General features: G+C 49.1%; 26 protein-coding genes. 17 read left to right on the top strand and 9 right to left on the bottom strand.

Features of this window, described 5'->3' with window-relative positions; genetic code table 11:
- Positions 1-53: 53 nt before the first annotated feature.
- Genes O9X78_RS02755 through O9X78_RS02765 form a run of 3 tightly spaced genes read right to left on the bottom strand, consistent with a single transcriptional unit; the run spans position 54 to position 1,728 of the window.
- Entirely contained in the window at positions 54-740 is a 687-nt protein-coding gene (locus O9X78_RS02755; protein WP_269618081.1) for a ChrR family anti-sigma-E factor, read from the bottom strand.
- Positions 737-1,300: a sigma-70 family RNA polymerase sigma factor gene (locus O9X78_RS02760; RefSeq protein ID WP_269618082.1), complete on the bottom strand. Its 564-nt coding sequence runs from the start codon at positions 1,298-1,300 to the stop codon at positions 737-739. The genes O9X78_RS02755 and O9X78_RS02760 overlap by 4 nt, the downstream gene beginning before the upstream one ends.
- A 44-nt stretch (positions 1,301-1,344) precedes the next feature.
- Positions 1,345-1,728: a DoxX family protein gene (locus tag O9X78_RS02765; RefSeq protein WP_269618083.1), complete on the bottom strand. Its 384-nt coding sequence runs from the start codon at positions 1,726-1,728 to the stop codon at positions 1,345-1,347.
- A gap of 181 nt (positions 1,729-1,909) precedes the next feature.
- Here O9X78_RS02765 and O9X78_RS02770 point away from each other — a divergent pair, with 181 nt between their 5' ends.
- The 5 genes from O9X78_RS02770 to O9X78_RS02790 all read left to right on the top strand — a co-directional run bounded on the left by O9X78_RS02770 (position 1,910) and on the right by O9X78_RS02790 (position 6,411).
- Positions 1,910-2,920, top strand: a complete 1,011-nt coding sequence (locus O9X78_RS02770) for a cysteine synthase A (protein WP_269618084.1) — start codon at positions 1,910-1,912, stop codon at positions 2,918-2,920.
- An 84-nt stretch (positions 2,921-3,004) separates the two neighbouring features.
- On the top strand, positions 3,005-4,243 hold the full coding sequence (locus O9X78_RS02775) for a cytochrome P450 (RefSeq protein ID WP_269618085.1): 1,239 nt from the start codon (positions 3,005-3,007) through the stop codon (positions 4,241-4,243).
- Positions 4,244-4,317: 74 nt separating this feature from the next.
- Entirely contained in the window at positions 4,318-4,890 is a 573-nt protein-coding gene (locus O9X78_RS02780) for a LemA family protein (protein ID WP_269618086.1), read from the top strand.
- Between the two features lie 2 nt (positions 4,891-4,892).
- Positions 4,893-5,777 (top strand): GIDE domain-containing protein, encoded by an 885-nt coding sequence (locus O9X78_RS02785; protein WP_269618087.1) that lies wholly within the window; start codon positions 4,893-4,895, stop codon positions 5,775-5,777.
- A 28-nt stretch (positions 5,778-5,805) separates the two neighbouring features.
- Complete coding sequence (locus tag O9X78_RS02790) at positions 5,806-6,411, top strand: TetR/AcrR family transcriptional regulator (protein ID WP_269618088.1); 606 nt, start codon at positions 5,806-5,808, stop codon at positions 6,409-6,411.
- 80 nt (positions 6,412-6,491) lie between these two features.
- Here O9X78_RS02790 and O9X78_RS02795 read toward each other — a convergent pair whose 3' ends face one another.
- Positions 6,492-6,944 carry a DUF2489 domain-containing protein gene (locus tag O9X78_RS02795; protein ID WP_269618089.1) on the bottom strand — a complete coding sequence of 151 codons (453 nt, stop codon included), beginning with the start codon at positions 6,942-6,944 and terminating at the stop codon, positions 6,492-6,494.
- A gap of 195 nt (positions 6,945-7,139) precedes the next feature.
- Here O9X78_RS02795 and mtnA point away from each other — a divergent pair, with 195 nt between their 5' ends.
- The 4 genes from mtnA to mtnC are packed head-to-tail and all read left to right on the top strand — an operon-like array spanning position 7,140 to position 10,088.
- Positions 7,140-8,192 (top strand): S-methyl-5-thioribose-1-phosphate isomerase, encoded by a 1,053-nt coding sequence (gene mtnA, locus O9X78_RS02800; protein ID WP_269618090.1) that lies wholly within the window; start codon positions 7,140-7,142, stop codon positions 8,190-8,192.
- Positions 8,193-8,203: 11 nt separating this feature from the next.
- Positions 8,204-8,827, top strand: coding sequence for a methylthioribulose 1-phosphate dehydratase (locus O9X78_RS02805; RefSeq protein WP_269618091.1), 624 nt, complete (start codon positions 8,204-8,206; stop codon positions 8,825-8,827).
- A 10-nt stretch (positions 8,828-8,837) separates the two neighbouring features.
- Positions 8,838-9,383, top strand: a complete 546-nt coding sequence (locus O9X78_RS02810) for a 1,2-dihydroxy-3-keto-5-methylthiopentene dioxygenase (RefSeq protein WP_269618092.1) — start codon at positions 8,838-8,840, stop codon at positions 9,381-9,383.
- Positions 9,384-9,404: 21 nt separating this feature from the next.
- A complete protein-coding gene (gene mtnC / locus O9X78_RS02815) occupies positions 9,405-10,088 on the top strand; it encodes an acireductone synthase (protein ID WP_269618093.1) in 684 nt (227 codons plus the stop codon).
- 27 nt (positions 10,089-10,115) lie between these two features.
- Here mtnC and O9X78_RS02820 read toward each other — a convergent pair whose 3' ends face one another.
- Positions 10,116-10,508 carry a DUF6491 family protein gene (locus O9X78_RS02820; RefSeq protein ID WP_269618094.1) on the bottom strand — a complete coding sequence of 131 codons (393 nt, stop codon included), beginning with the start codon at positions 10,506-10,508 and terminating at the stop codon, positions 10,116-10,118.
- Between the two features lie 104 nt (positions 10,509-10,612).
- A complete protein-coding gene (locus O9X78_RS02825; protein ID WP_269618095.1) occupies positions 10,613-13,036 on the bottom strand; it encodes an ATP-dependent helicase in 2,424 nt (807 codons plus the stop codon).
- A gap of 366 nt (positions 13,037-13,402) precedes the next feature.
- On the opposite strand from O9X78_RS02825, the gene O9X78_RS02830 reads away from it, so the two are divergent.
- The 7 genes from O9X78_RS02830 (at position 13,403) to ppa (ending at position 17,328) form a co-directional block, all read left to right on the top strand.
- Complete coding sequence (locus tag O9X78_RS02830) at positions 13,403-14,200, top strand: enoyl-CoA hydratase-related protein (protein ID WP_269618096.1); 798 nt, start codon at positions 13,403-13,405, stop codon at positions 14,198-14,200.
- 29 nt (positions 14,201-14,229) lie between these two features.
- Positions 14,230-14,451: an enoyl-CoA hydratase-related protein gene (locus O9X78_RS02835; RefSeq protein ID WP_269618097.1), complete on the top strand. Its 222-nt coding sequence runs from the start codon at positions 14,230-14,232 to the stop codon at positions 14,449-14,451.
- Position 14,452: 1 nt separating this feature from the next.
- The gene (locus O9X78_RS02840; RefSeq protein ID WP_269618098.1) at positions 14,453-14,641 is read left to right on the top strand and encodes a hypothetical protein; all 189 of its coding nucleotides are present in this window, start codon (positions 14,453-14,455) and stop codon (positions 14,639-14,641) included.
- Positions 14,557-14,964 (top strand): enoyl-CoA hydratase-related protein, encoded by a 408-nt coding sequence (locus O9X78_RS20905; RefSeq protein WP_350339230.1) that lies wholly within the window; start codon positions 14,557-14,559, stop codon positions 14,962-14,964. Before O9X78_RS02840 ends, O9X78_RS20905 begins: the two co-directional genes overlap by 85 nt.
- An 89-nt stretch (positions 14,965-15,053) precedes the next feature.
- Positions 15,054-16,274, top strand: a complete 1,221-nt coding sequence (locus tag O9X78_RS02845; protein ID WP_269618099.1) for an NAD(P)/FAD-dependent oxidoreductase — start codon at positions 15,054-15,056, stop codon at positions 16,272-16,274.
- Between the two features lie 23 nt (positions 16,275-16,297).
- Positions 16,298-16,618 (top strand): 2Fe-2S iron-sulfur cluster-binding protein, encoded by a 321-nt coding sequence (locus tag O9X78_RS02850; RefSeq protein ID WP_269618100.1) that lies wholly within the window; start codon positions 16,298-16,300, stop codon positions 16,616-16,618.
- Positions 16,619-16,800: 182 nt separating this feature from the next.
- Positions 16,801-17,328: an inorganic diphosphatase gene (gene ppa / locus O9X78_RS02855; RefSeq protein WP_269618101.1), complete on the top strand. Its 528-nt coding sequence runs from the start codon at positions 16,801-16,803 to the stop codon at positions 17,326-17,328.
- Between the two features lie 193 nt (positions 17,329-17,521).
- Here ppa and O9X78_RS02860 read toward each other — a convergent pair whose 3' ends face one another.
- The 3 genes from O9X78_RS02860 to O9X78_RS02870 all read right to left on the bottom strand — a co-directional run bounded on the left by O9X78_RS02860 (position 17,522) and on the right by O9X78_RS02870 (position 19,625).
- Entirely contained in the window at positions 17,522-17,998 is a 477-nt protein-coding gene (locus O9X78_RS02860; RefSeq protein ID WP_269618102.1) for a hypothetical protein, read from the bottom strand.
- A 98-nt stretch (positions 17,999-18,096) separates the two neighbouring features.
- On the bottom strand, positions 18,097-18,888 hold the full coding sequence (cysE, locus tag O9X78_RS02865) for a serine O-acetyltransferase (RefSeq protein ID WP_269618103.1): 792 nt from the start codon (positions 18,886-18,888) through the stop codon (positions 18,097-18,099).
- A complete protein-coding gene (locus O9X78_RS02870) occupies positions 18,885-19,625 on the bottom strand; it encodes a M15 family metallopeptidase (protein ID WP_269618104.1) in 741 nt (246 codons plus the stop codon). Before O9X78_RS02870 ends, cysE begins: the two co-directional genes overlap by 4 nt.
- 107 nt (positions 19,626-19,732) lie before the next feature.
- Here O9X78_RS02870 and O9X78_RS02875 point away from each other — a divergent pair, with 107 nt between their 5' ends.
- Positions 19,733-20,761, top strand: coding sequence for a patatin-like phospholipase family protein (locus O9X78_RS02875; protein WP_269618105.1), 1,029 nt, complete (start codon positions 19,733-19,735; stop codon positions 20,759-20,761).
- The last annotated feature ends 11 nt before the right edge of the window (positions 20,762-20,772 follow it).

Genomic DNA, 20,772 nt, shown 5'->3' on the forward strand with positions numbered 1-20,772 from the left:
CCTAGGCTGCCTTTTTTAATTCTTTTCATATTGCTCACTGCAACAAGATAACACTACATACCTACAAACGGTTGAATCAACTTAGCCAACCACCCTTTAAAGGCAAGCGGCGCGTCCATTCCCGCTAAGCAAATGCAATCCATGTCGTCAAACGCGACGGGTTGGTGTTCGGTACTGCCATCTAAATCAGCCACATCCCCTGCGTGGAACTCGCCCACCGCGTCACTGTACCCCCCTCTCAAGATTAGGGTTAGCTCGTTACCACGGTGACTATGCACTGGCATTTTTTGACCGGCCGCAATCCGCAACAAACGCGCCTGACCTTCGTCGCAGTCTAGAACAATTTGTTTCAATCCCGGCGCAATGGTTTTCTTCCATGGCAAAGCGTCAAAATCATCGGCATTCAGTAAATTTACGAGCAAGGACGGCATGGCAGTGGCCCGAGGTGTCTTTTCCACTGAACCACTAGCCATAAAATCTACACTATCAGCAGAATTTCTACCTTGTACCTGCTGCTCGAGCATTTTCAGCACATTATCTCTTGCTCGCTCAGACAAGGATTTCGGCGTTAACGCCGACATCAATTCGCCACCCAACTCCTCCCCCGCACGAACCTGCGAGCGGCACCGCGAGCAAGACTGTAAATGACATCCCACCACAAGGGCTAACGCGGCGGGCAGAGAACCCGCTGAGTAGCTAAGCAATGTATCTTCATGGGGATGATGTTCTATACGGCTCATACGCCACTTTCTCCAAAATGCTGACGAAACGCTTTGATCGCCAGTCGTAAACTCGACTTCACACTACCTAGGGGCATACCCGTTTCTTCGGCAATCTCACTGTGACTTTTGCCCTCATAATAGGATTTGTACACAACTTGGGCCTGATTCAATGGCAAGGTGTCTAATACCGCCTTAAGCCGTTCTCCATCTGCATTTAATCGAACCTCAGAATCCGTCGTCTCCTCTAAGTTTTCGTCAGACTCGTAGGCAATACCACGCTGTTTTCGCAGCTTATCTATCCACAAATTCCTCGCCACTCGGAACAACCAAGTGCTTACCGCAGCCTTGTCTCGATGATAAAGATGGGCTTTATTCCACAATGCCAACAAAGCCTCTTGCGCAAGATCCTCTGCCATCGACGAGGCAGCGCCTTGCCCCAGTAAATAAGCATTTACTCGAGGCGAAAAATGATCAAACAACAACATAAAACTACTTTTATCGCGACTTTCAGCAACGCGGGCCATACAATCAGCCCAAAATTCCCCATTGCGTTCCGGTTCGGCGGCATTATCTGCCATAGATAAACCCCTTAGTTCAGGCCTCTTACGCTGCCTGTAGACTTTTAGATCAGCTTTCGATCACTATTACCTGTTGACCATAAAATGCCAGCTATTAGTACAAATTGCAGTGGAATACGCAACCAAAGTAACTCTGGCGCAATCGAACCGCCAAATATTGGCACATCGCTTATTGCTTGGTAAATATTCGCGGGTAAGACTAACAAACAATAAGCCGCCGCCGCTCGGCCGGTAAATGAACGCGTGCTAGGCAGCAACATACCTACAACCAGCGCGAACTCCACTACGCCGGTTAGTAGCACAATCGCCGTTGGCCACGGTAAAAACGGTGGCACAATACCAGCAAAGTCGTCGGTAAGTACAAAGTGGGCAATACCACCGAAAAAAAACACGGCGCAAACCAAAACTCGAATGACAATTTTAAGCATACACAGACCTATTCAACTGCTAACCCTTCTTTTAAAGACTATTATTTTCAAATACACAGATATTCGGTCTAGCAACGCCGTGTAATAAAACAACAAGATTAGCACATACCAACCTAATAATTAGCATTGCCGCTGTCGTCTCACAGCTATACCATTGAGACTGCAAAAAACGGAGAAAAACATGCGTTTGCCTAGTGCTAAATCGATGCCAGACCTTATTGGCAACACACCATTGCTTCACCTTAAGCAGGTATCAGAACTCACCGGCTGCACCATCCTCGGGAAAGCAGAATTTTTAAACCCAGGCGGGTCGGTAAAAGATCGCACTGCGCTGGGGATTATCCGCGATGCGGAGAGCAAAGGAACCTTGCGCCCCGGTGGCACCATTGTTGAAGGCACCGCTGGCAACACCGGCATAGGGCTCACATTAATTGCCAATGCCCTTGGCTACCGCAGTGTCGTCGTTATGCCACACAGTCAAAGTCGCGAAAAAATAGAACTACTCGATTTATACGGTGCAGATCTTCGCCTTGTCGCGGCAACAAGTTACAGCGATCCCAATCATTATATTCATACTGCTCGCCGCCTTGCGGAAAGCTTAAATGAAACTGAGCCCCACGGCGCCGTGTGGGCTCGGCAATTTGATAATACTGCCAACTGCGATATTCACGAGACGACCACCGGTCAAGAGATTTGGGAACAAACCGGGGGAAATATAGATGGCTTCATTTGCGCTGTTGGAACGGGCGGCACCCTCGCCGGCGTCAGTCGTGCGTTAAAATCCCACAAGCCCGACGTGACCATCGGCATTGCCGACCCAATGGGTTCCTCACTTTATAATTATTTCACCACTGGAGAACTGCGGGGCGAGGGTCGATCCATCGCCGAGGGTATAGGCATCAGTCTAGTCACCGATAATTTACGTCAGGCGATGGTCGATGAAGCATTTGAAATCAGCGACGCCGAAGCTCTGCCGTACATCTTTAATATTCTTCGTCACGAAGGTTTGTGCCTTGGTGGCTCATCTGCCATCAACATTGCCGGCGCGGTCAAACTTGCTCGCAAACTTGGCCCCGGTCATACCATTGTCACTATTTTGTGCGACTACGGTGACCGCTATAAGAGCAAATTATTTAATCCGGTGTTCCTAGAGAATATGGGGCTACCCGCGCCCGACTGGATGCGAAACTAATACAGGCGCGCCGAGGCGGCACTCCGCCGCCAATGCCTACTTGGGCCCAACAAGAATATTCTAGCAAACTGAGTTTATCTAACTATGTCGCAATGCCCCTTTGCCAACCTGTTAAGCCCAGACACCTACGCACAAGGAATGCCCTACGAGGCGCTTAAAGCGATACGCCAACAGGGTTCTGTAGTCAAACTTGACGATCCACTAACCGGCGTACCCTATTGGGCAGTAGTTGGCCAGCAAGAGTTAGATTTTGTCAGTAAAAATCCCGCGCTGTTTTCGTCGGCTAAGCGAACAGCCTTTCCGATGGAAATCCCTCAGGACGAGGTCGATTTTATCCATTGTCACACCATCATCAATATGGATCCACCCAGACACCAAAAAGTGCGACGCATTGTTCGCGAGGCCTTTACACCTAAACGCGTAAACACCTACGAACCCGCATTTAGAGATCACGCTAAACGCATCCTAGATCGGGTTGTCGCACGCGGCGAGTGCGAATTCGTGGAAGAAATAGCTGCGGAGCTCCCCCTTGTGGCGATTCTAGAGCTACTCGGCGTACCCATTGAAGATCGCAAACAATTTTTTGACTGGACGAATACCATGATGTTTGCCGACGACCCCGACATGGCCGTTAGCGTTGAAGATGGTCAAATTGCTGCGGGCGAGTGCATTAATTACTCACTCAAACTCGCCGCCCAACATCGTGAGCACCCCATGAGAAATATTACTGGGGCATTACTGAATGGCACGGTAGACGACGAACCAATCTCTGAAGAAGATTTTGCGTGGATGTTCATCCTTATTTTGGTTGGTGGTAATGAGTCGACGCGCACAGTTATCTCCCAAGGCATGCGGCTACTAATGGAACACCCAGACCAACTTGAGTATCTCGTTCAGAACCCCGATAAAATCACCCACGCCATCGACGAAATACTCCGTTTTAATACCGCGTTTATTCAAATGCGTAGAACCGCGACCGAAGACATCGAGCTCGGCGGCCAGCAGATTAGCGCTGGCGACAAAATCATACTGCACTATCATGCCGTCAATCACTCCGAAGCGGTTTTTGGCGATGACGCCATGAGTTTTGATGTACGACGCAGCGAGCGAATGCCGAAACTCAGCCAACAAATACGCTCCTTTGGCATAGGTCAGCACTTTTGCATTGGTTCACATCTGGCAAGGCTTGAGCTACAGGTGATGTTTGAAGAAATAATTCCACGTCTTCGAAACCCTAAATTACGTAGCGACATAGCTTATACTCGCTCATATTTCGTGAATGGCATCAAAAACATGCATATTAGCTTCGATGTCAGCCGCTAATTTTATCAATTTCACCTTATACTCATCTACTGAAAACCTTAAGTGTCTAATGAGTGAACAAAAGGAATAGCGACATGGAAATTGGTTTTATTATCAGCCTTTGTCTTCTGGTTTTTGCCATTGCCTATGTGGCCATGCTTTATAACGGTTTGGTAAACCTAAAACACAATGTTGCCAAACATTTGGCCAACATCGACGTTCTATTAAAGCAGCGACACGATGAACTACCCAAGCTTATTGAAACCTGCAAGCAGTACATGCGTCATGAACAGGAAACACTGACCAAGGTTATCGCAGCAAGACAAAACGTCGCTGACGCTCAGTCGAACCAAGACATGAAAGCGCTGGGCCAAGCGGAAACAGGTCTACGCGCATCAATGGGTCAACTATTTGCCCTAGCCGAAAACTACCCAGATCTAAAAGCAGACAGTACTTTCACCAATTTACAAGGCCGTATATCCGCCCTCGAAAATGCTATTGCTGACCGACGCGAGGTGTATAACGAGGCGGTAAATAACAACAATGTCCGTATCGAGCAATTCCCCGACGTCATCATTGCCCGTTGGTTTAATTTCAAAGCCTTTGAATTACTGCAATTCAAAAAAGAAGAAATCACCGACATCAACGTAAAATCACTGTTTAGCTAGCGATGGAAGTAGACTTACTTACGCTGGCGATCTTCAGCGTCATATCCCTTGTTACTGCCTACGGCAGTATCAGCAGCCTGCTCGCCGCCAGAGTCATTGAAGATACACCCACATCCAAAATTCGCTCCGCCCACCAAGGTTATGTAGAGCTCATCGGCTTTGCTAAAACAGGCCTAGAACAAACGCTGTTTAGCGGACTAACCAACACCCCCTGCATTTGGTTTCGCTATAATATCGAGCGCTACGAATCCTCAGGTAAAAACAGCAGCTGGCGCAGCATCGAGAAAAAAACCAGCACACAAGCTTTTATATTGAATGACGGCAGCGGTGATTGCTATGTAATGCCAAACCGCGCTGAGGTAAGCGCCATCCGTAAAAAAACATGGCACGGGAATTCACGCCACCCTAGTGAGACAAAGGGAAGCAGTCTTTTCGGTAAGCGCTATCGCTACACCGAGGAAATGCTCTGCGCCGATGACCTTTTATATGTTATTGGACTTTTTGAAACCAGCCATCCACCCAGCCCAGCGGCCGTCGTAGAAGCCGAAATGGCAAAGATACTTGCCGATTGGAAGCAAGATTACGATAAACTAGTCGCCCGTTTTGATCGCAATAGCGACGGCAACATCGATCTTCAGGAATGGGAGCTGGTCCGCGCTGAAGCAATGCGTAAAGCCGAGCGCAATCAACGTAATGGCGTGGCACTTGAACCAGTGCACACTATCAGTTATTCGCCCAATCGCCGCCAACCCTATATTATTGCAAGCTCAGAACCTGAATCGCTGAGTCGGCGCTATCGATGGCAAGCATTCGGACTCCTCCTCGCCAGTATCGGCTCTGCCGCAGCATTGGTGTGGATAATATTGCAACCGCAGAACACTTATTAAAAAAAGATCGAAAGACAAGGACAAGAACATGGCTACCCGCCGCAATACCAAAGAACGTATTCTCGACATTGCTGAAGACCTCTTCGCGCAACAAGGTTTTGGCGCCACATCAGTAAGCGAGATCGCCGTTCAGGTAGGCATCAGCAGCCCCGGTATTTATAAGCACTTTAACAATAAGTTCGATATCTACGAACAAGTTTGCCAAAGGCTGTTCGCACCCCTCGCCGACGCAACCCGCGGTTTGACGGCCGACGCTGATTTCACCGAAACACGTCAGCAAATTCATCAAGTTATGTCATTACTGGCCAACAAACCAAATACCGCTAGAATTGTTCAACACGCCACCCTCGCCAGAGACGAAACGCTGGATCTTCTGAGTGATCGCTGGTACCGGAAATTTTTTTCCACCATTAGTGACCCGGCAAGCAACCCAGACAAAGAGTGGATCAACGTACCCACGGCTATGGCTTTCCACTGCATGATTTTGGGCTATGTGACGCTCGCGCCGTTGCACAAATCTATCTTTGGTGTAGATCCACTTTTACCCGAACAACTCGAAGCTCAGCTGCAATTCCAGCAAGACATGGTTGACGGCTTAAGTGGCTTGGTACAAAAACCCGTCAACAAAAAGTGAGCTTGGCTTAGCGTGGCCTATGTAACTACGAAGTCTAAGTCACCTAGGTACTCAACATCACTTAGCTCGGCCTAAGCCACTTAGTCCACCAAAGCCTCCGCTGCGGCGCGCACCCGGTCACTATACTTCCCCTCCAACAAGGCCATTTCCGCGCCAAAATGGGCGCGTTGTTCGGCTGTTAAGCCTTTCCAAGCCTGATGGGTCGGAATATGTGCCAACGCCGCGGCCATTTCAGTAAACACCGTGGTATCTTTAGAATAGGCTGGATCTAATGCCGCTGTTTCCGTTAACACCGCCACACGCAGTGCGAACTCGCTAGCTCCTAATTGTCCACCTAAATAGCAGCGGGCCAAAATACCGATGCCATTCTGGGCATCAAGTTGCTCCACAAGAGACTCTCGCTCAGCCACTTCCAAGGCCGCTTTCTCTTTCTGGGTTTGCTGACGAAGTCGCCAAAGCAGCCGCGCGGCGACAACTGTTAAAACCACAATAATAAGTGCGGCCAATATTAACCACACCAAGTAATTCGACATTCAAAACCCCTTTATGTATGCCATTAATATGTAATAGCCAGCAGTTAACTTTCTACGACGTTAAAATCTGTCTTTAGGATGCGTGAGCACAAAAAAACGTTGCAACATCCGCACACAACAATTGCTTTTTAACAATCCTAGGAGCAATCGTCACACTGCTTTATAATTACGTCCCCAAAAAAGTGGAGGCAATCAGTGGCTACTCCAAGCGCTATCATCTGGTCCAACAATCAACTGCAACTGCTAGACCAGCGTATTTTGCCTGTCCAATGCGAATACCTCCACTACCAAGATCCCTTTGCTGTCGCCGATGCCATTCGCGACATGGTGGTACGCGGCGCGCCGGCAATCGGCATTACCGCAGCCTACGGTATGGTGCTCGCTGCGCAACAAATCAACACGTCACCAGCCAGCGTTGCTGCATGGTGCTTGGCCTTAGGCCCAGCGAGAGAATCTCTGGCAAATTCCCGCCCTACCGCGGTTAATCTATTCTGGGCCTTAGAGCGCTGCGACCGCGTTATTGAAGAATACGGCAATGGTGGCCAGCTTTTGCAAGCCCTCACCGCACTTGCAGTACAAATTCATGCAGAAGACCTAGAGATTAATCAACGCATTGGTGATTTTGGCGCCAGCTTAATTCCCTCCGACAGCATTGTTTACACTCACTGCAATGCCGGCGCACTTGCCACAGGCGGCTATGGCACTGCCTTAGGTGTCATACGCTCAGCCCACCGAGATGGGAAAATACGTGGGGTGTTTGCCGGAGAAACCCGTCCCTGGTTACAAGGCGCAAGACTAACAAGCTGGGAACTCATGCAAGACGGTATTCCGGTGACATTGGCTATAGAAGGCGCCGCCGCCCATTTAATGCGCGAACACAAACCTAGCTGGATTATCGTCGGCGCAGACCGCGTCGCCGCCAACGGTGATGCCGCTAATAAAATTGGTACCTATAACCTGGCCATTATTGCTAAACATCACGGGGTCAAGGTCATGGTTGCCGCTCCAACAAGCACCTTCGACGCCGACATTGACGGCGCGCAAATTCCAATAGAGCAGCGCCCCGCCCATGAAATAACCCACAGTTTCGGTAAGCGAATAGCCCCTGAAGACGTGATCACCAGCAACCCTGCCTTCGATGTCACACCCGCGCAACTGATAGATGCTATTGTCACTGAACACGGCATTATCTATCAGCCTGATCGCAGTAAAGTACTTGCGCACCTTGCTGAAGCGAAAATAAAGTAATAGGTGGAACAATGATTGATAGTAAATACTTTTATCAACAAGCAATTGCCTTGGCAGCCGCAGGCGAAGATCTTTATCAGCGCGGCTGGGTACCCGCGACCAGTGGTAATTTTTCCGCACGTCTAAGTCTCGACGCTGCCATCGTCACGGCATCAGGCAAACATAAGGGCCGACTCAGCCCCACAGACTTTATTGCCGTAGATCTAAAGGGTAACGCCATTAGTGACGGCAAGCCCTCTGCAGAAACTGAGTTACACACCCAGCTGTATGCGCGTTTTCCAAACGTCGGTGCGGTTTTACACTGCCACTCACCCAAGGCTACCGTTCTGTCGAAAGCACTGGCAGCACAGCGATCAATTACTCTCAGCGATTATGAATTACTAAAAGCCTTTGATGGCATAAACACTCACAATACCAGCGTCGATATCCCAATTTTTGACAACACCCAAGACATTAGCTCGCTGGCCTCGGAGGTTGACGTCTATCTGGCAACGCAGCCTAAGTGCCCCGGTTATATTATTCGCGGTCACGGTGTGTATTGCTGGGCCGAGGATTTAAACAGCTGCATGCGCAACCTTGAAGCCTTAGATTTTCTTTTAGATTGCGAATTAGCATTGACGCGTCTAGCGCGATAGGAAGCCCATCATGAGCCAATTGAGTATTTTCTCAGATACCGATAACAAGCACCCGTTGACCAGCACACGTGACGCAGATCAGATTAGCAAGCTATTAAGTAACGTCGGCGTCCGCTTTGAACAGTGGCAAACACGAAACGATATTGCCGCGGGAGACAGTCAAGAGGCGGTGTTAAGCGCATACGAAAGTGACGTCAAAAGGCTAATTACCGAACAGGGCTACCAAAGCGTGGACGTCATCAGCATTGCCAAGGACAATCCGCAGAAAGATGCATTGCGACTAAAGTTTTTAGACGAACACAGCCATAGCGAAGACGAAGTACGCTTCTTTGTTCAGGGCCAAGGCTTATTTGCATTGCATATTGGCGATAAGGTTTTTGAAGTAACCTGCGAAAAAGGCGACCTCCTCAGCGTACCCGCGAACACAACACACTGGTTCGATCTCGGCCCCCAGCCCGATCTGGTCGCGATTCGTTTCTTCAACAATCCCGATGGCTGGATAGCCAATTACACTGGTAACGATATCGCCACGCGTTATTCGCGACTCGACTCCTGAACTGTATAAAAGGAATACGCCGTGATCAAAGCGATAGTCACTGATATTGAAGGTACTACCAGCTCCATCGAGTTTGTGCATAAAGTCTTATTTCCCTACGCCGCAAAGAATTTGCCAGAGTTTATCCGCACACAGCGCGGCGTCAGCGAAGTAGAGTCTGCTTTAGAGAGTGTGGCCAAAAACGCAAATATCGATATCGACGACACCGAGAAGTTAGTCGCCCAGCTGCTACGGTGGATAGCTGACGATAAAAAAGTAACTGCGCTAAAAACGATCCAAGGTCTTATATGGGGTCGCGGCTACCGCAATGGCGACTACACAGCGCATATTTATCCAGACGCACTGAAAAAACTCGCCGAGTGGTACCAAAATGGGACGACACTCTATGTGTATTCTTCTGGCTCAGTACACGCGCAAAAATTGTTCTTCGGGTTTAATGACGGGGGCGATTTGCGGTATTTGTTCAAGGACTATTTCGACACGACCACCGGCCCCAAACGCGATGCAAATTCTTACCGTTCAATACAAGAAGCCATCGGACTTCCCGCAGAGGATATTTTGTTCGTGTCAGATATCGTTGAAGAGGTTGATGCCGCGGCAACTAGCGGCATGCAGACAGTGTGGATTCAGCGAGAGCCTGCAAAATTATTAACGCACCCTCAACACCAGTGCGTTAATAATTTTAGCGACATAGACGTATCCTAGCTAAACACGCGAGCATCGAAAGCTGAACTATTCGGTGCGATGCAGTTTAGAAATAGACTCAATACTGCAGTGTTTAGAAACGCCAGTCTCCGGCACAACAACCTCGTCAAACTTTGACAGCGCGCTATTACGCGTTTTGAATAACAGAGTTTGAGAGCTTTGTAGTTCACGACAATTGGTTTTTAAACTCACGAGGTATTGTTCACTTAGGCCGTTGCTAAACATGATGTGCTGGCTATCTAAGTAGGTCCAATCACTGATTCGATACGACTGAATTTGATCAACATTTTCACCAGGCCGATAACCGTATTCAGCTAATCGTTCATCTAGCCCCATCTCATCGTCTTTAACGACGCCGCAGGCAAGCAGGGCCAAACTCAATACAATCACCACATTACATTTTATCATTATCTTGTTCATATCCACCTCCGAGGAAATGAGTGCAGCGAATACGCCGCATAGTTCTCAGACCTTTTCGCCACGATATGGTTCGTCGATAGCCATTGAGAAAAACCAAAGCCGCACTAGGCAATACGGGTTGCGTGAAATAAGTCCCGCCGAAATGTTCTGTCGCCATCGCGAAAACGAATATAAATGAAACGTTCGTCAACGGAGGACACCACTCCCCGGCCAAACTTACTGTGCGCTAAAACATCGCCACTGGCGAAAGCGCCACTATTGTCACTTAACACGGCTCCCTCAGTTGGCCCATCGATGATGTCTAAGACGTGGTTAACTAATATTGACGAGAAATACACTTTGCCGGTATCGAACTGCACTGCCATGCCATGTTCATCAATGGCGACGACACGTCCCTCGCCATGATGACGGTGACGAACCACATCACCTAAATCAAGCCTTGCTTCTCCTCGATTATCAGATGAGAAGTCATCAGCTAACGCCAAAGCCTCGAGATATCGCGAGGAAATTGGGGTCTGCGGGATTGTAAGTTTGTTTTCAAAATCGCCTTTACTAATACTAGCGCCTAGCTCCGTTGCCAATGGAATATTCATTTCACCCAAAAAGGGGCTGGGAAGTAGATTTAACTCTGGCCGTAAGCCGCCATCCCAGCCATTGCGGCAATCTACACCAGGCGCAAACAAATACAGCGCATTGATGGCGCGGGTCATCGCCACATACATCAGACGTCGCTCAGACTCCTCTTGTTCATCATCCGGTCGCCGCCGATTACCCGCTTGATACGGCATATAGTGCGCACTCAAACCAGGTAAAATTACCACCGGCCACTCCAAGCCCTTGCTCCGATGCATTGTGGTAATCGTAACCGCATCGGTGAGCAAGGCGCTGTCATTTGGTTTACTGCCTGTATCCCTTAAACCCTCAATGAGGCTGACCATGGCAGACGGCGTTTGATCTTTCTGCATCGCGATAAAGCTAACAAAGGCACTCACCGTCGCCGCTCTGTTTTCGCCATCCTCCCTATTCAATGCATTGTCGCGAATAGACTTAAGTAGATCTAACTCGGTTAAAAATGCCGCCACGCCCGCGCCAGCCGACGCTGATTTTTCAATCCGTGTAAGTGCATCTGCAACACGCTGCAGACGCTGTTCTTGATAGACCGACAGACTATCTTCGGACATCCGCAGCGCATTAAAACCCGCCCCGTTCTGCAATGATCTCAGGGCATAGCCGCGCAAAATCTCGTGCTTAATTTTTAACTCACAAAAACGCAAAAAATCATATATTTGTTGTTCACAATCGCTGGCATCCTGCTCAAAAAACTGCCCCGCCATCACCCGCAACAAAAACATCAAGACCTTGGTTTCTTGCCGCTCGAGCACACGGCTGCCGCCGGCAATGCGATTTGGTATGCCACGCTGTAACAACACTAGTTCGACCGGTGCCGCCTGCGCCCAAGTCCGGCACAAAAACACCATATCTCGAAACGGCCGGCCACTTTTGTATTCTGCCAAGCACACTTCTGCAAGCGAGAAGCCATCCATCGTTTGCAAACACAATTCAATTTTAGTCTCAGGCGCAGTCTCTGCACTGATACATAAAACCGGCTCCCGACGCTGATTGTGGGCGATAAGATGTGCCGCGGCTAAAGCAAGGCAATGGCCATAGCGAAAGGTACGTGACATTTGATAGCTGCGATGAGGGTAGCTCTCACCAAAATGTTTGAGCATATATTCTGGACGCGCCCCGCGAAATTCATAAATACACTGATCAGCGTCACCCACCACCTGCATGCGCGCGCGATCACCGGCAAGGGTTTTCAGCAAAAAAAACTGGATGTCGTTGATATCTTGAAACTCATCTACAACAAACAATTCGACACGGTTGGCGAGAAAATTTGCCAACTCTGGCTTAGCGGCGATTGCCAAACAGGGATCGTATAGGTAGTCAGAAAATGTAACTCTCGCCTCAGCCTTGCGCCATTTTTCGAAACGAGCAAAGGCTTCAATAAAAAGTTGATATTGATCAGCATAGCCCGCCGTAAAAAAGCAGGTTTCCGGGGTATGCAAGCTAGACTTTGCCAAATCAACAAAACCGGTAAAAGCATCTAGCCATTGCTGCTGCTCTTCACGGATGGCTGAGCGCTGTGCCGACGTCCCTGCCGAGGCCTGTAACGCGCGCAACATTTCAATCGCAATTTGAGCATCGCTGAGTGGCGTCGGATCAAAAGTCGGAAGGTAGCCCTCCCTCGCCAGCGAAATTGCTAAATTGCGCCCCATTGCGTGAAACGTTCGCACCGGCGGCAATGTGACACTGGGCCCGGCAGAAAGCTGTAATTTGCTACTAAAATCTTCCTGTGCAGCTTTATTAAACATCACCACCCGAATTAGGCGCGGATCAACACCTGACTTAAGCTGTTCAAGTACAAAGCGCACCATTGTGCTTGTTTTTCCAGCACCCGCAACCGCCGTTACTCTCGCGTGACCACTACTGTGGTGCGCTACCAGTCGCTGCTCATCGGTCAGCATAAAGAAGAAGGTAGCGGTGACATAGGAGGCATTTTTGTACTATTTCCTGTAACGGGCGGCGACAAAGAATAACAAGGTTCGGCGAAATTTTCTGTATCGCAGATAAGTTAAAGGGCGAACACCTTTACATTTCGGTATGACTAATCCATGTATTAAAACCCGTTAATCGAAGAGCTTTGGACCCGTCTCAGCTTATAAATTCGCTGTATCGGTAAGTGCAAAACCGACTTTTAGACCATTGAGCATGGCGCATTGCGGCCAAGACATGCAAAATACCGGGCGACTCAGCTCCTCGGTATCAAGACAAAACTCATACTGTGTATGCGCACAGTCGTATTAGATGCCGATACAATAGGATGATATAAAATGAAATTCCAAGAAATCACCGTTGAGATTCGCGAATCCGTCGGTATTCTCACCCTGAATGCACCAGAAACCTTAAACGCGCTTACACCAACCATGGTCAAAGAGCTCTCTGATGCCATTGATTACCTATCTGAAAATGCACGCGCCATGATCTTCGCTGGCGCTGGACGAGGATTTTGTTCAGGCGCTTCGCTTAACCCAAATAACCCGCTAACGCCGATGTCGGCTGATCGCAGCGAACGCGATATTGGGTTAATTTTGGAAAAATACCTAAACCCCATCATGATCAAGCTGAAAAATCTGCCAATTCCCTGGATTTCAGCGGTAAGGGGCAGCGCGGCGGGTTTCGGCGCCTCACTCGCCCTTGCTGGCGACATGATCATCGCCAGCGAAAATGCCACATTTATACAGATATTTTCAAAGATAGGCTTGGTACCCGATGGTGGTTCGACGCATTTGCTAAGCCGAACTATCGGCCGAGCACGCACCATGGAGCTGATGCTGACAGGCGACCGCCTAAGCGCTGAAAAAGCACTCGATTGGGCACTAATCAACCGCGTAGTGGCTGACGATCAATTAGAAACCGAGGCGTTTAAGACCGGCCTTGCACTCGCACATGGCCCAACAATAGCGCTGAGCCTAATCCGTAAAGCGGTATGGACAGCAGTAGATTCAAACTGGGAAACAAGCTTACAAACCGAGCGTGAACTCCAGAAAATTGCCGGTCAAACCGCGGATTTCGATGAGGGCGTTGCGTCCTTTGTTGAAAAGCGAGCCGCCAAGTTCACTGGCCAATAAATCAACTGCCTATCGGGACGAGAACGTTGATGAACTTCCAATATCTGCTTTATAAGCTTAAAGACGGCATTACAACGATTACCGTCAACCGTCCCGATAAACTCAATGCGTTCACACCCGGTATGGCCGACGACCTTATTGCGGTGTTAGACCATATAGACGCCGACGACAAAGTTAAAGCCGTGGTGATTACTGGCGCGGTCCGCCCATTTTGTGCCGGCGCCGACCTCTCGTCTGGCAAAGATACCTAACGTGCAAGGCGACGGTGAATCTGCAGTACGTGCGGACTACGCTCTCGATTACAACGACGAATCTGTAAGAGACATCGGCGGCCTAGTCACCCTGCGACTTTATCAATGCATCAAACCGATTATTGTGGCGATAAACGGTGCTGCAGCGGCTGTGTTTATCCAATTTTCGAGATCAAAGACGGCGGATTGATCAGAAAAGTGTGTTCTAAGCAAGAATTACTTCCTGAAGCCTATGCAATTGCACGTGAAATCGCGGACAATACTCCTCCAGTTTCCGTAGCCCTGATCAGGCAAATGTTGTGGCGCGGACTGGATATGAATAACCCAATGGATGCCCATAGTTTGGACAGCAGGGTAATACTCAGCCGAGGACGAAGCAGCGATGCCACTGAAGTTGTTGTATCATTCATAGAGAAACGGCCCTCGGAGTTTACAAATCAGGTGTCAACGCACATGCCAGATTTCTATCCGTGGTGGGACGAACCGAAGTACCATAAAAGTAGGTATCTTTAAAGTAAGTACCTATAAAACACATAATCCATGAGTCTTACGGCAGACCGCAAGACAACATGAAACAGAACAAGAGCCTCCTGGAAATTATTATGACTGATCATTGCATTATTATCGGCGCCAGCCACGCGGCAGCACAGTTAGTCTCCAGCCTGCGACAAGAAGGCTGGGAAGGCAAAATATCGCTAATTGGCGATGAGCCTAATCTGCCCTACCATCGCCCGCCTTTATCCAAAGCGTTTTTTGTTGGCGAAAAGACCGAAGACGAATTACTGATTCGCGCCGCAGATTTTTACGAAAAAAACAACGTCGACCTGCTATTAGGTTCGCGGGTGACCAACATCAACCGCGATGCAAAGAAGATCACCCTTGAAGACGGCGCTGAGATTTCTTACACCAAGCTGGCCCTCACCACCGGTGCTCGTGTACGTAAGATCCCCTTCACCGGCTGTGAACTTGCTGGTGTTTTCTATATGCGCGACCTTAACGACGTTAAGCAAACCCATAAATTTACCGGCCCCGGTAAGTCTGCCGTCATTATTGGCGGCGGCTATATCGGCTTAGAAACAGCGGCGTCACTGCGTAAAATTGGCATGAACGTCACCGTAATAGAAGCCATGGAACGCGTATTACAGCGTGTTACCGCCCCCGAAGTTTCAGCTTTTTATACCCGTATTCACACCGAGGAAGGTGTGAATATTCGCACTGAAGCGGGCGTAGATGCCATTGTCGGTGACAAACACGTTGAAGGCGTGCGTCTTGCAGACGGCACAACAGTGAACGCTGACCTTGTGATTATTGGTGTCGGTGTTATTCCCAACATTGAGCTAGCAGAAGCCGCTGGGCTCACCATAGACAATGGCATCGCTGTTAATGAATTTGCCACCACCAATGACGCAGACATCGTTGCGGCTGGGGATTGTACTAATCACTACAACCCCATCTACGATCGCAAACTGCGCTTAGAGTCGGTACAGAACGCCACCGATCAAGCGAAGATAGCGGCGAAGAGCATTTGTGGTAAACCAGAAGCGTATAATGCACTGCCTTGGTTTTGGTCAGATCAGTACGATCTAAAGCTGCAAATTGCGGGTCTGTCTCAGGGATTCGATCAAGTTGTCATCCGTGGAGACAGTGAGCAAGGCAGAAGCTTTGCCGCATTTTATTTCTGCGAAGGCCGACTTATCGCGGTCGATGCAATTAACCGCCCCAAAGAATTCATGATGACTAAGCGCGCTCTTGCAGCAGGACAAAATGCAGATCCGCTAAAACTTGCCGACGAGTCTATTGAAATCAAAGACGTATTCAACTAATCAAAAGCACGAGAAAACATACCATGCCATTAATTATTTACAAATCTCACGACGGTGCGACCCAGGAAGTTCATGCGGAAGTCGGCACCAGTATCATGCAAGCTGCGGTTGATAACGGTATCGACGGTATTTTGGGTGAATGCGGCGGTTGTTGCAGCTGCGCGACCTGCCATTGCTATGTTGACCCGGCCTGGGTAGCTAAGGCTGGCGAACCTGACAGCACCGAAAAAGACATGCTTGACTGCGTGCTAGATCCCCAAGAAACCAGCCGCCTAAGCTGCCAAATTATTATTACAGATGAAATGGACGGCATGGTCATTGCCATGCCTGAGTCCCAGTACTAATTTACTGTACTCGGAATAGGGTGTTAATCGCCCTATTCCGCTCTCCACACCCTCGCCAAACTACCCCTGTTTCGTCCCTCTAACAGATATACCGCCGCCACGCCTTTGGTAATCCACCCGCACACAGTTTATAATCTGCGCAGATTTATCAACCCCAACGCAATCTGAAATGGAAGCCCACAATGAGCTACAACCAAATTCCCGCTGGTAAAGACCTACCAAATGACATCTACGTCGCTATCGAAATCCCTGCCAATAGCAGCCCGATCAAGTACGAGATCGAAAAAGAATTCGACGCTCTGATGGTCGATCGTTTCATGGCAACCCCGATGTTCTACCCAGCGAACTACGGTTACATCCCGAACACGCTATCTGAAGACGGCGATGCACTGGACGTTTTAGTAGTAACGCCTTACCCAGTAGTACCAGGCTCAGTAATTCGCGCGCGCCCAATCGGCATTTTGAACATGAGCGACGAAGCAGGTAAAGACGCTAAATTGCTGGCGGTACCACACGACAAATTGACCGTGCTATACAAAGACGTAAAAGAACCTTCTGACCTGCCTGAATTGCTGATCAAGCAAATTGAGCATTTCTTTGAAAACTACAAAGATCTAGAAAAAGGCAAATGGGTTAAAGTTGATGGCTGGGCTGGCAGCGAAGAAGCCAAAGCAGAAATCATGAAAGCGGCGGCGGCCTACAAAGGCTAAGCACCTGCACGGAGCCGCCCGCCGGCTCCGTCACACTCCCCGTAAGAACTGCCGCCTTAGACGCTTAATACCCCACAGAATTTAAACTCCACTCTGAGAAGTAAAAAAGCCCGACATAAAAAAACGGAGCCTATTTACATAGACCCCGAGTTTAAAGTTTGCAAGCCATGCCCTACGGCAAGTAATTGCTATATCAAGAGACGTTTGGCATCGCTTTTATCAAACGTTGATATAACTTAGTATTCTTGCGAATCGACTTATGCTTCGCGTAAGCTTCTACAGCACGCTGCCAAGCATCATCGCTGCCGTGGGCATTAAGTGAAAAGCTGGTACATACTGTTTTATTTTCCACCTTTGACGCCACACCCACCTGAAATATAGGCGTTAAATTTCCGCTCTTTTCAGTTTTGAGTAAGTAGCTAATACCACGCACCGTACCATCGCTTTTAAAGCAACGATCCTCTTTGGTCTCCTCTAAATAACGCTGTTGCTGAGCCTCTAACACCGCATCACGGGACAGAGCTTCTTGTTCAACATCGCTTTTCGATTTACCTTCGAGGCGTGCGCCTCCAGTCTTCAGCGAGAAATACTCCTGATACAACTTACCCGCCACCGTACGGCGCACTCTATAACCATAGAATGCTTTGTTATCCAGTAGTTTAACGCTCACATGAACCTCGCTTTTTCTATAAAGCCACTATTGCTCAAAATATAACACATGTAATCTAATAAGCCTGACACAACTACCTAGCTGCGCTAAATAATTTTTCAACTATCTTCGTTTACGTATTGATCCATATTCAGCGCAGGTAGTTCCGCAGATAAGCTGCCAACCTGTTTAGCTGGCACTCCTGCCACGGTTGAATGCGGCGCAACGTCATGTAACACGACGCTTCCCGCCGCTATTTTCGCGCCTTCACCAACCACGATGTTGCCGAGAACCTTTGCGCCCGCACTGATCAACACCCCGTCGCAAATACGAGGATGGCGCGTGCCGGGCCCACTACCACAGCCCCCTAAGGTGACCGAATGCAGCATCGATACATTATTACCAATCACGGCGGTTTCACCTATCACCACTCCTGTGGCGTGATCCACCATCACTCCGCTACCAATCACAGCTGCGGGATGAATATCCACATCAAATACGCTGGCAATGCGATTTTGCAAAAATAAAGCAAGGGACTCTCGCCCCTGCCCCCACAACCAATGCGCAATACGATACGCCTGTATGGCCTGGAAGCCCTTAAAGTATAAAAATGGCATTCCATAATGATCGCACGCTGGATCGCGTTCAAAATGCGCGCAAATATCCATGGCCGCAGAATTTACAATACGTTCATCATTGGCAAATGCCTCATTAAACACGTCTCTGATCAACATTGCCGGTACTGAATCACAATCTAGCTTAGCCGCGATATGAAAACTCAGGGCATCGGCGAAATTTGCGTGATTTAAGATGCTTGCGTGATAAAAACTTGCCAAGACTGGCTCGTTACGACCGTACTCTCGTCCCTCCTTAGTCATGGCAGTCCATAGTTCGCTGACGGTAATACTCATAACGACTCCGTTGATCGTAATATCTCTGCGTATACTGGCGGATAACAACTGGCCGGCACCGCGATATAACGTTGGTATATATTCGGTAACTCACTTAATACCAGATCCCGAAGCTGCAAATCTGGGCGCTTAACCAGTGCTTTCTGAAGTAGTTCTGCGCTCATCGCAATATCACACTGAGATGCCAAAGGAGCATAACTTAAATGCCAGCGCTCCGGCGCCACACCACCTCGATCGATATTATAAGGCCTAAAAAACCCATGGCCACGTCCCGCTGCAAACTCGCTATCTAACCATTTATGCATGGAGCCAAACACGCCATTATCCGCCACCTCCTCCGGCGTTAATTGCACGTTGTAATCACTTGGTACCGCCGCCGCATCATACACGTCGACATCACTGCCCCAATGATGTCGCGACGCCCCCGGCAATGCAGACCAACGTAATATGGCAGCCATAACGTCAGGCTGCGACAAAGTGGCCCAATCCAAAACGCATCCACTATCATCTAACAAAGGCCGATCGCCAATCGCCTTGGCGTTCCAAATCGCCAGCTGCCGCTCAAAGCCCCGAAAACCACTTATCACACGCAGGTCAAAACCCGCTGCCGCCGCGTCTGATTTAAGCGCGCTTAACGAAGCAACAATATCCCGATGAACATACACGCCGTCCAGCAAAGACATTGCAGACTCATCTTGCCCTAACAGCAAATCGGTGCTGATATTATCGCGACTCATAACTACCCTATTTTAGGTACAAATTATCGGTTTGGTTGAGTTGTGCCTAAACCTAGCATCATACTACCGACAATTGATGTGTGTTGAAATTCCGGAGTACGTAGAACGTGGATGATACCTCCCTTGGTAATAAAAAAGTTGCCCTTGCTCTGGGTAGTGGCTCGGCGAGAGGCATGGCCCATATTGGTGTTATTCAGCGCTTAGGTGAGCTGGGAATTCAGCCGGATATCATCTGCGGAACATCCATAGGTTCCGTGATAGCCGGCTGCTATTTAACAGGTAAACTTGAGCACTTCACCAACTGGATACAGTCACTTAGCACAACCCAAGTACTCCATTACATGAGCGTCAGCTTAACCGCCACCGGCGGGGTTGCCCAAGCCACCCGACTGATAGAGTTCTTTAAAAGCGAATACGGCAATCCAGATATTGAAAATCTAAATATGCCCTTTGCTGCGGTTGCCACAGATTTACTACGCGGTAGAGAAGTGTGGTTGCAGCGCGGCCCACTCTGGGATGCGGTAAGAGCATCGATGGCCATCCCCGGCGTGCTAACCCCCGTCGCCTTCGGTAATTCATGGCTCGTCGATGGCGGCTTAGTCAACCCAGTTCCCGTTTCGCTGTGCCGTGCCTTAGGCGCCGACATCATCATCGGTGTAGACCTAAACAGCGATTTAATTGGCCGTCAACGGGTGATGACGGACACCAAAGCACCGGCAAATGAAGAAACAATTGAAGAAGAGGAATCGGAAGAGGAAGAATTACTTCCTCAAGAGGGCGAAGAGGAGGACCCCTTCTTCGGCGCCGCCTTTGGTCGCTTTGCCACCTCAATTAAAGAAGCGGCCAGTAACTTCCGAAACACCGACACGCCGAAGAAATCAGAGCCCCCAAGCACAATGGGCGTAATGATGAGCGCCATAAACATTATGCAAGATCGCATCACCCGCAGCCGACTTGCAGGTGAACCCGCCGACATTATGCTCTGGCCACGACTTGGTCATATTGGGCTGCTGGAATTTAGCTATGCCGCTGAAGCGATTGTAGAAGGTCGCGATGCGGTCGACCGCATGTTGCCGGCAATCCGTCATGCCTTTAAAAGCGAAAGTGACGATCGCATAATTGAACCAACCTCTTAGTTAAGAATCCC

This window comes from Zhongshania aquatica, from assembly GCF_027257955.1.
GTDB lineage: Bacteria > Pseudomonadota > Gammaproteobacteria > Pseudomonadales > Spongiibacteraceae > Spongiibacter > Spongiibacter aquatica.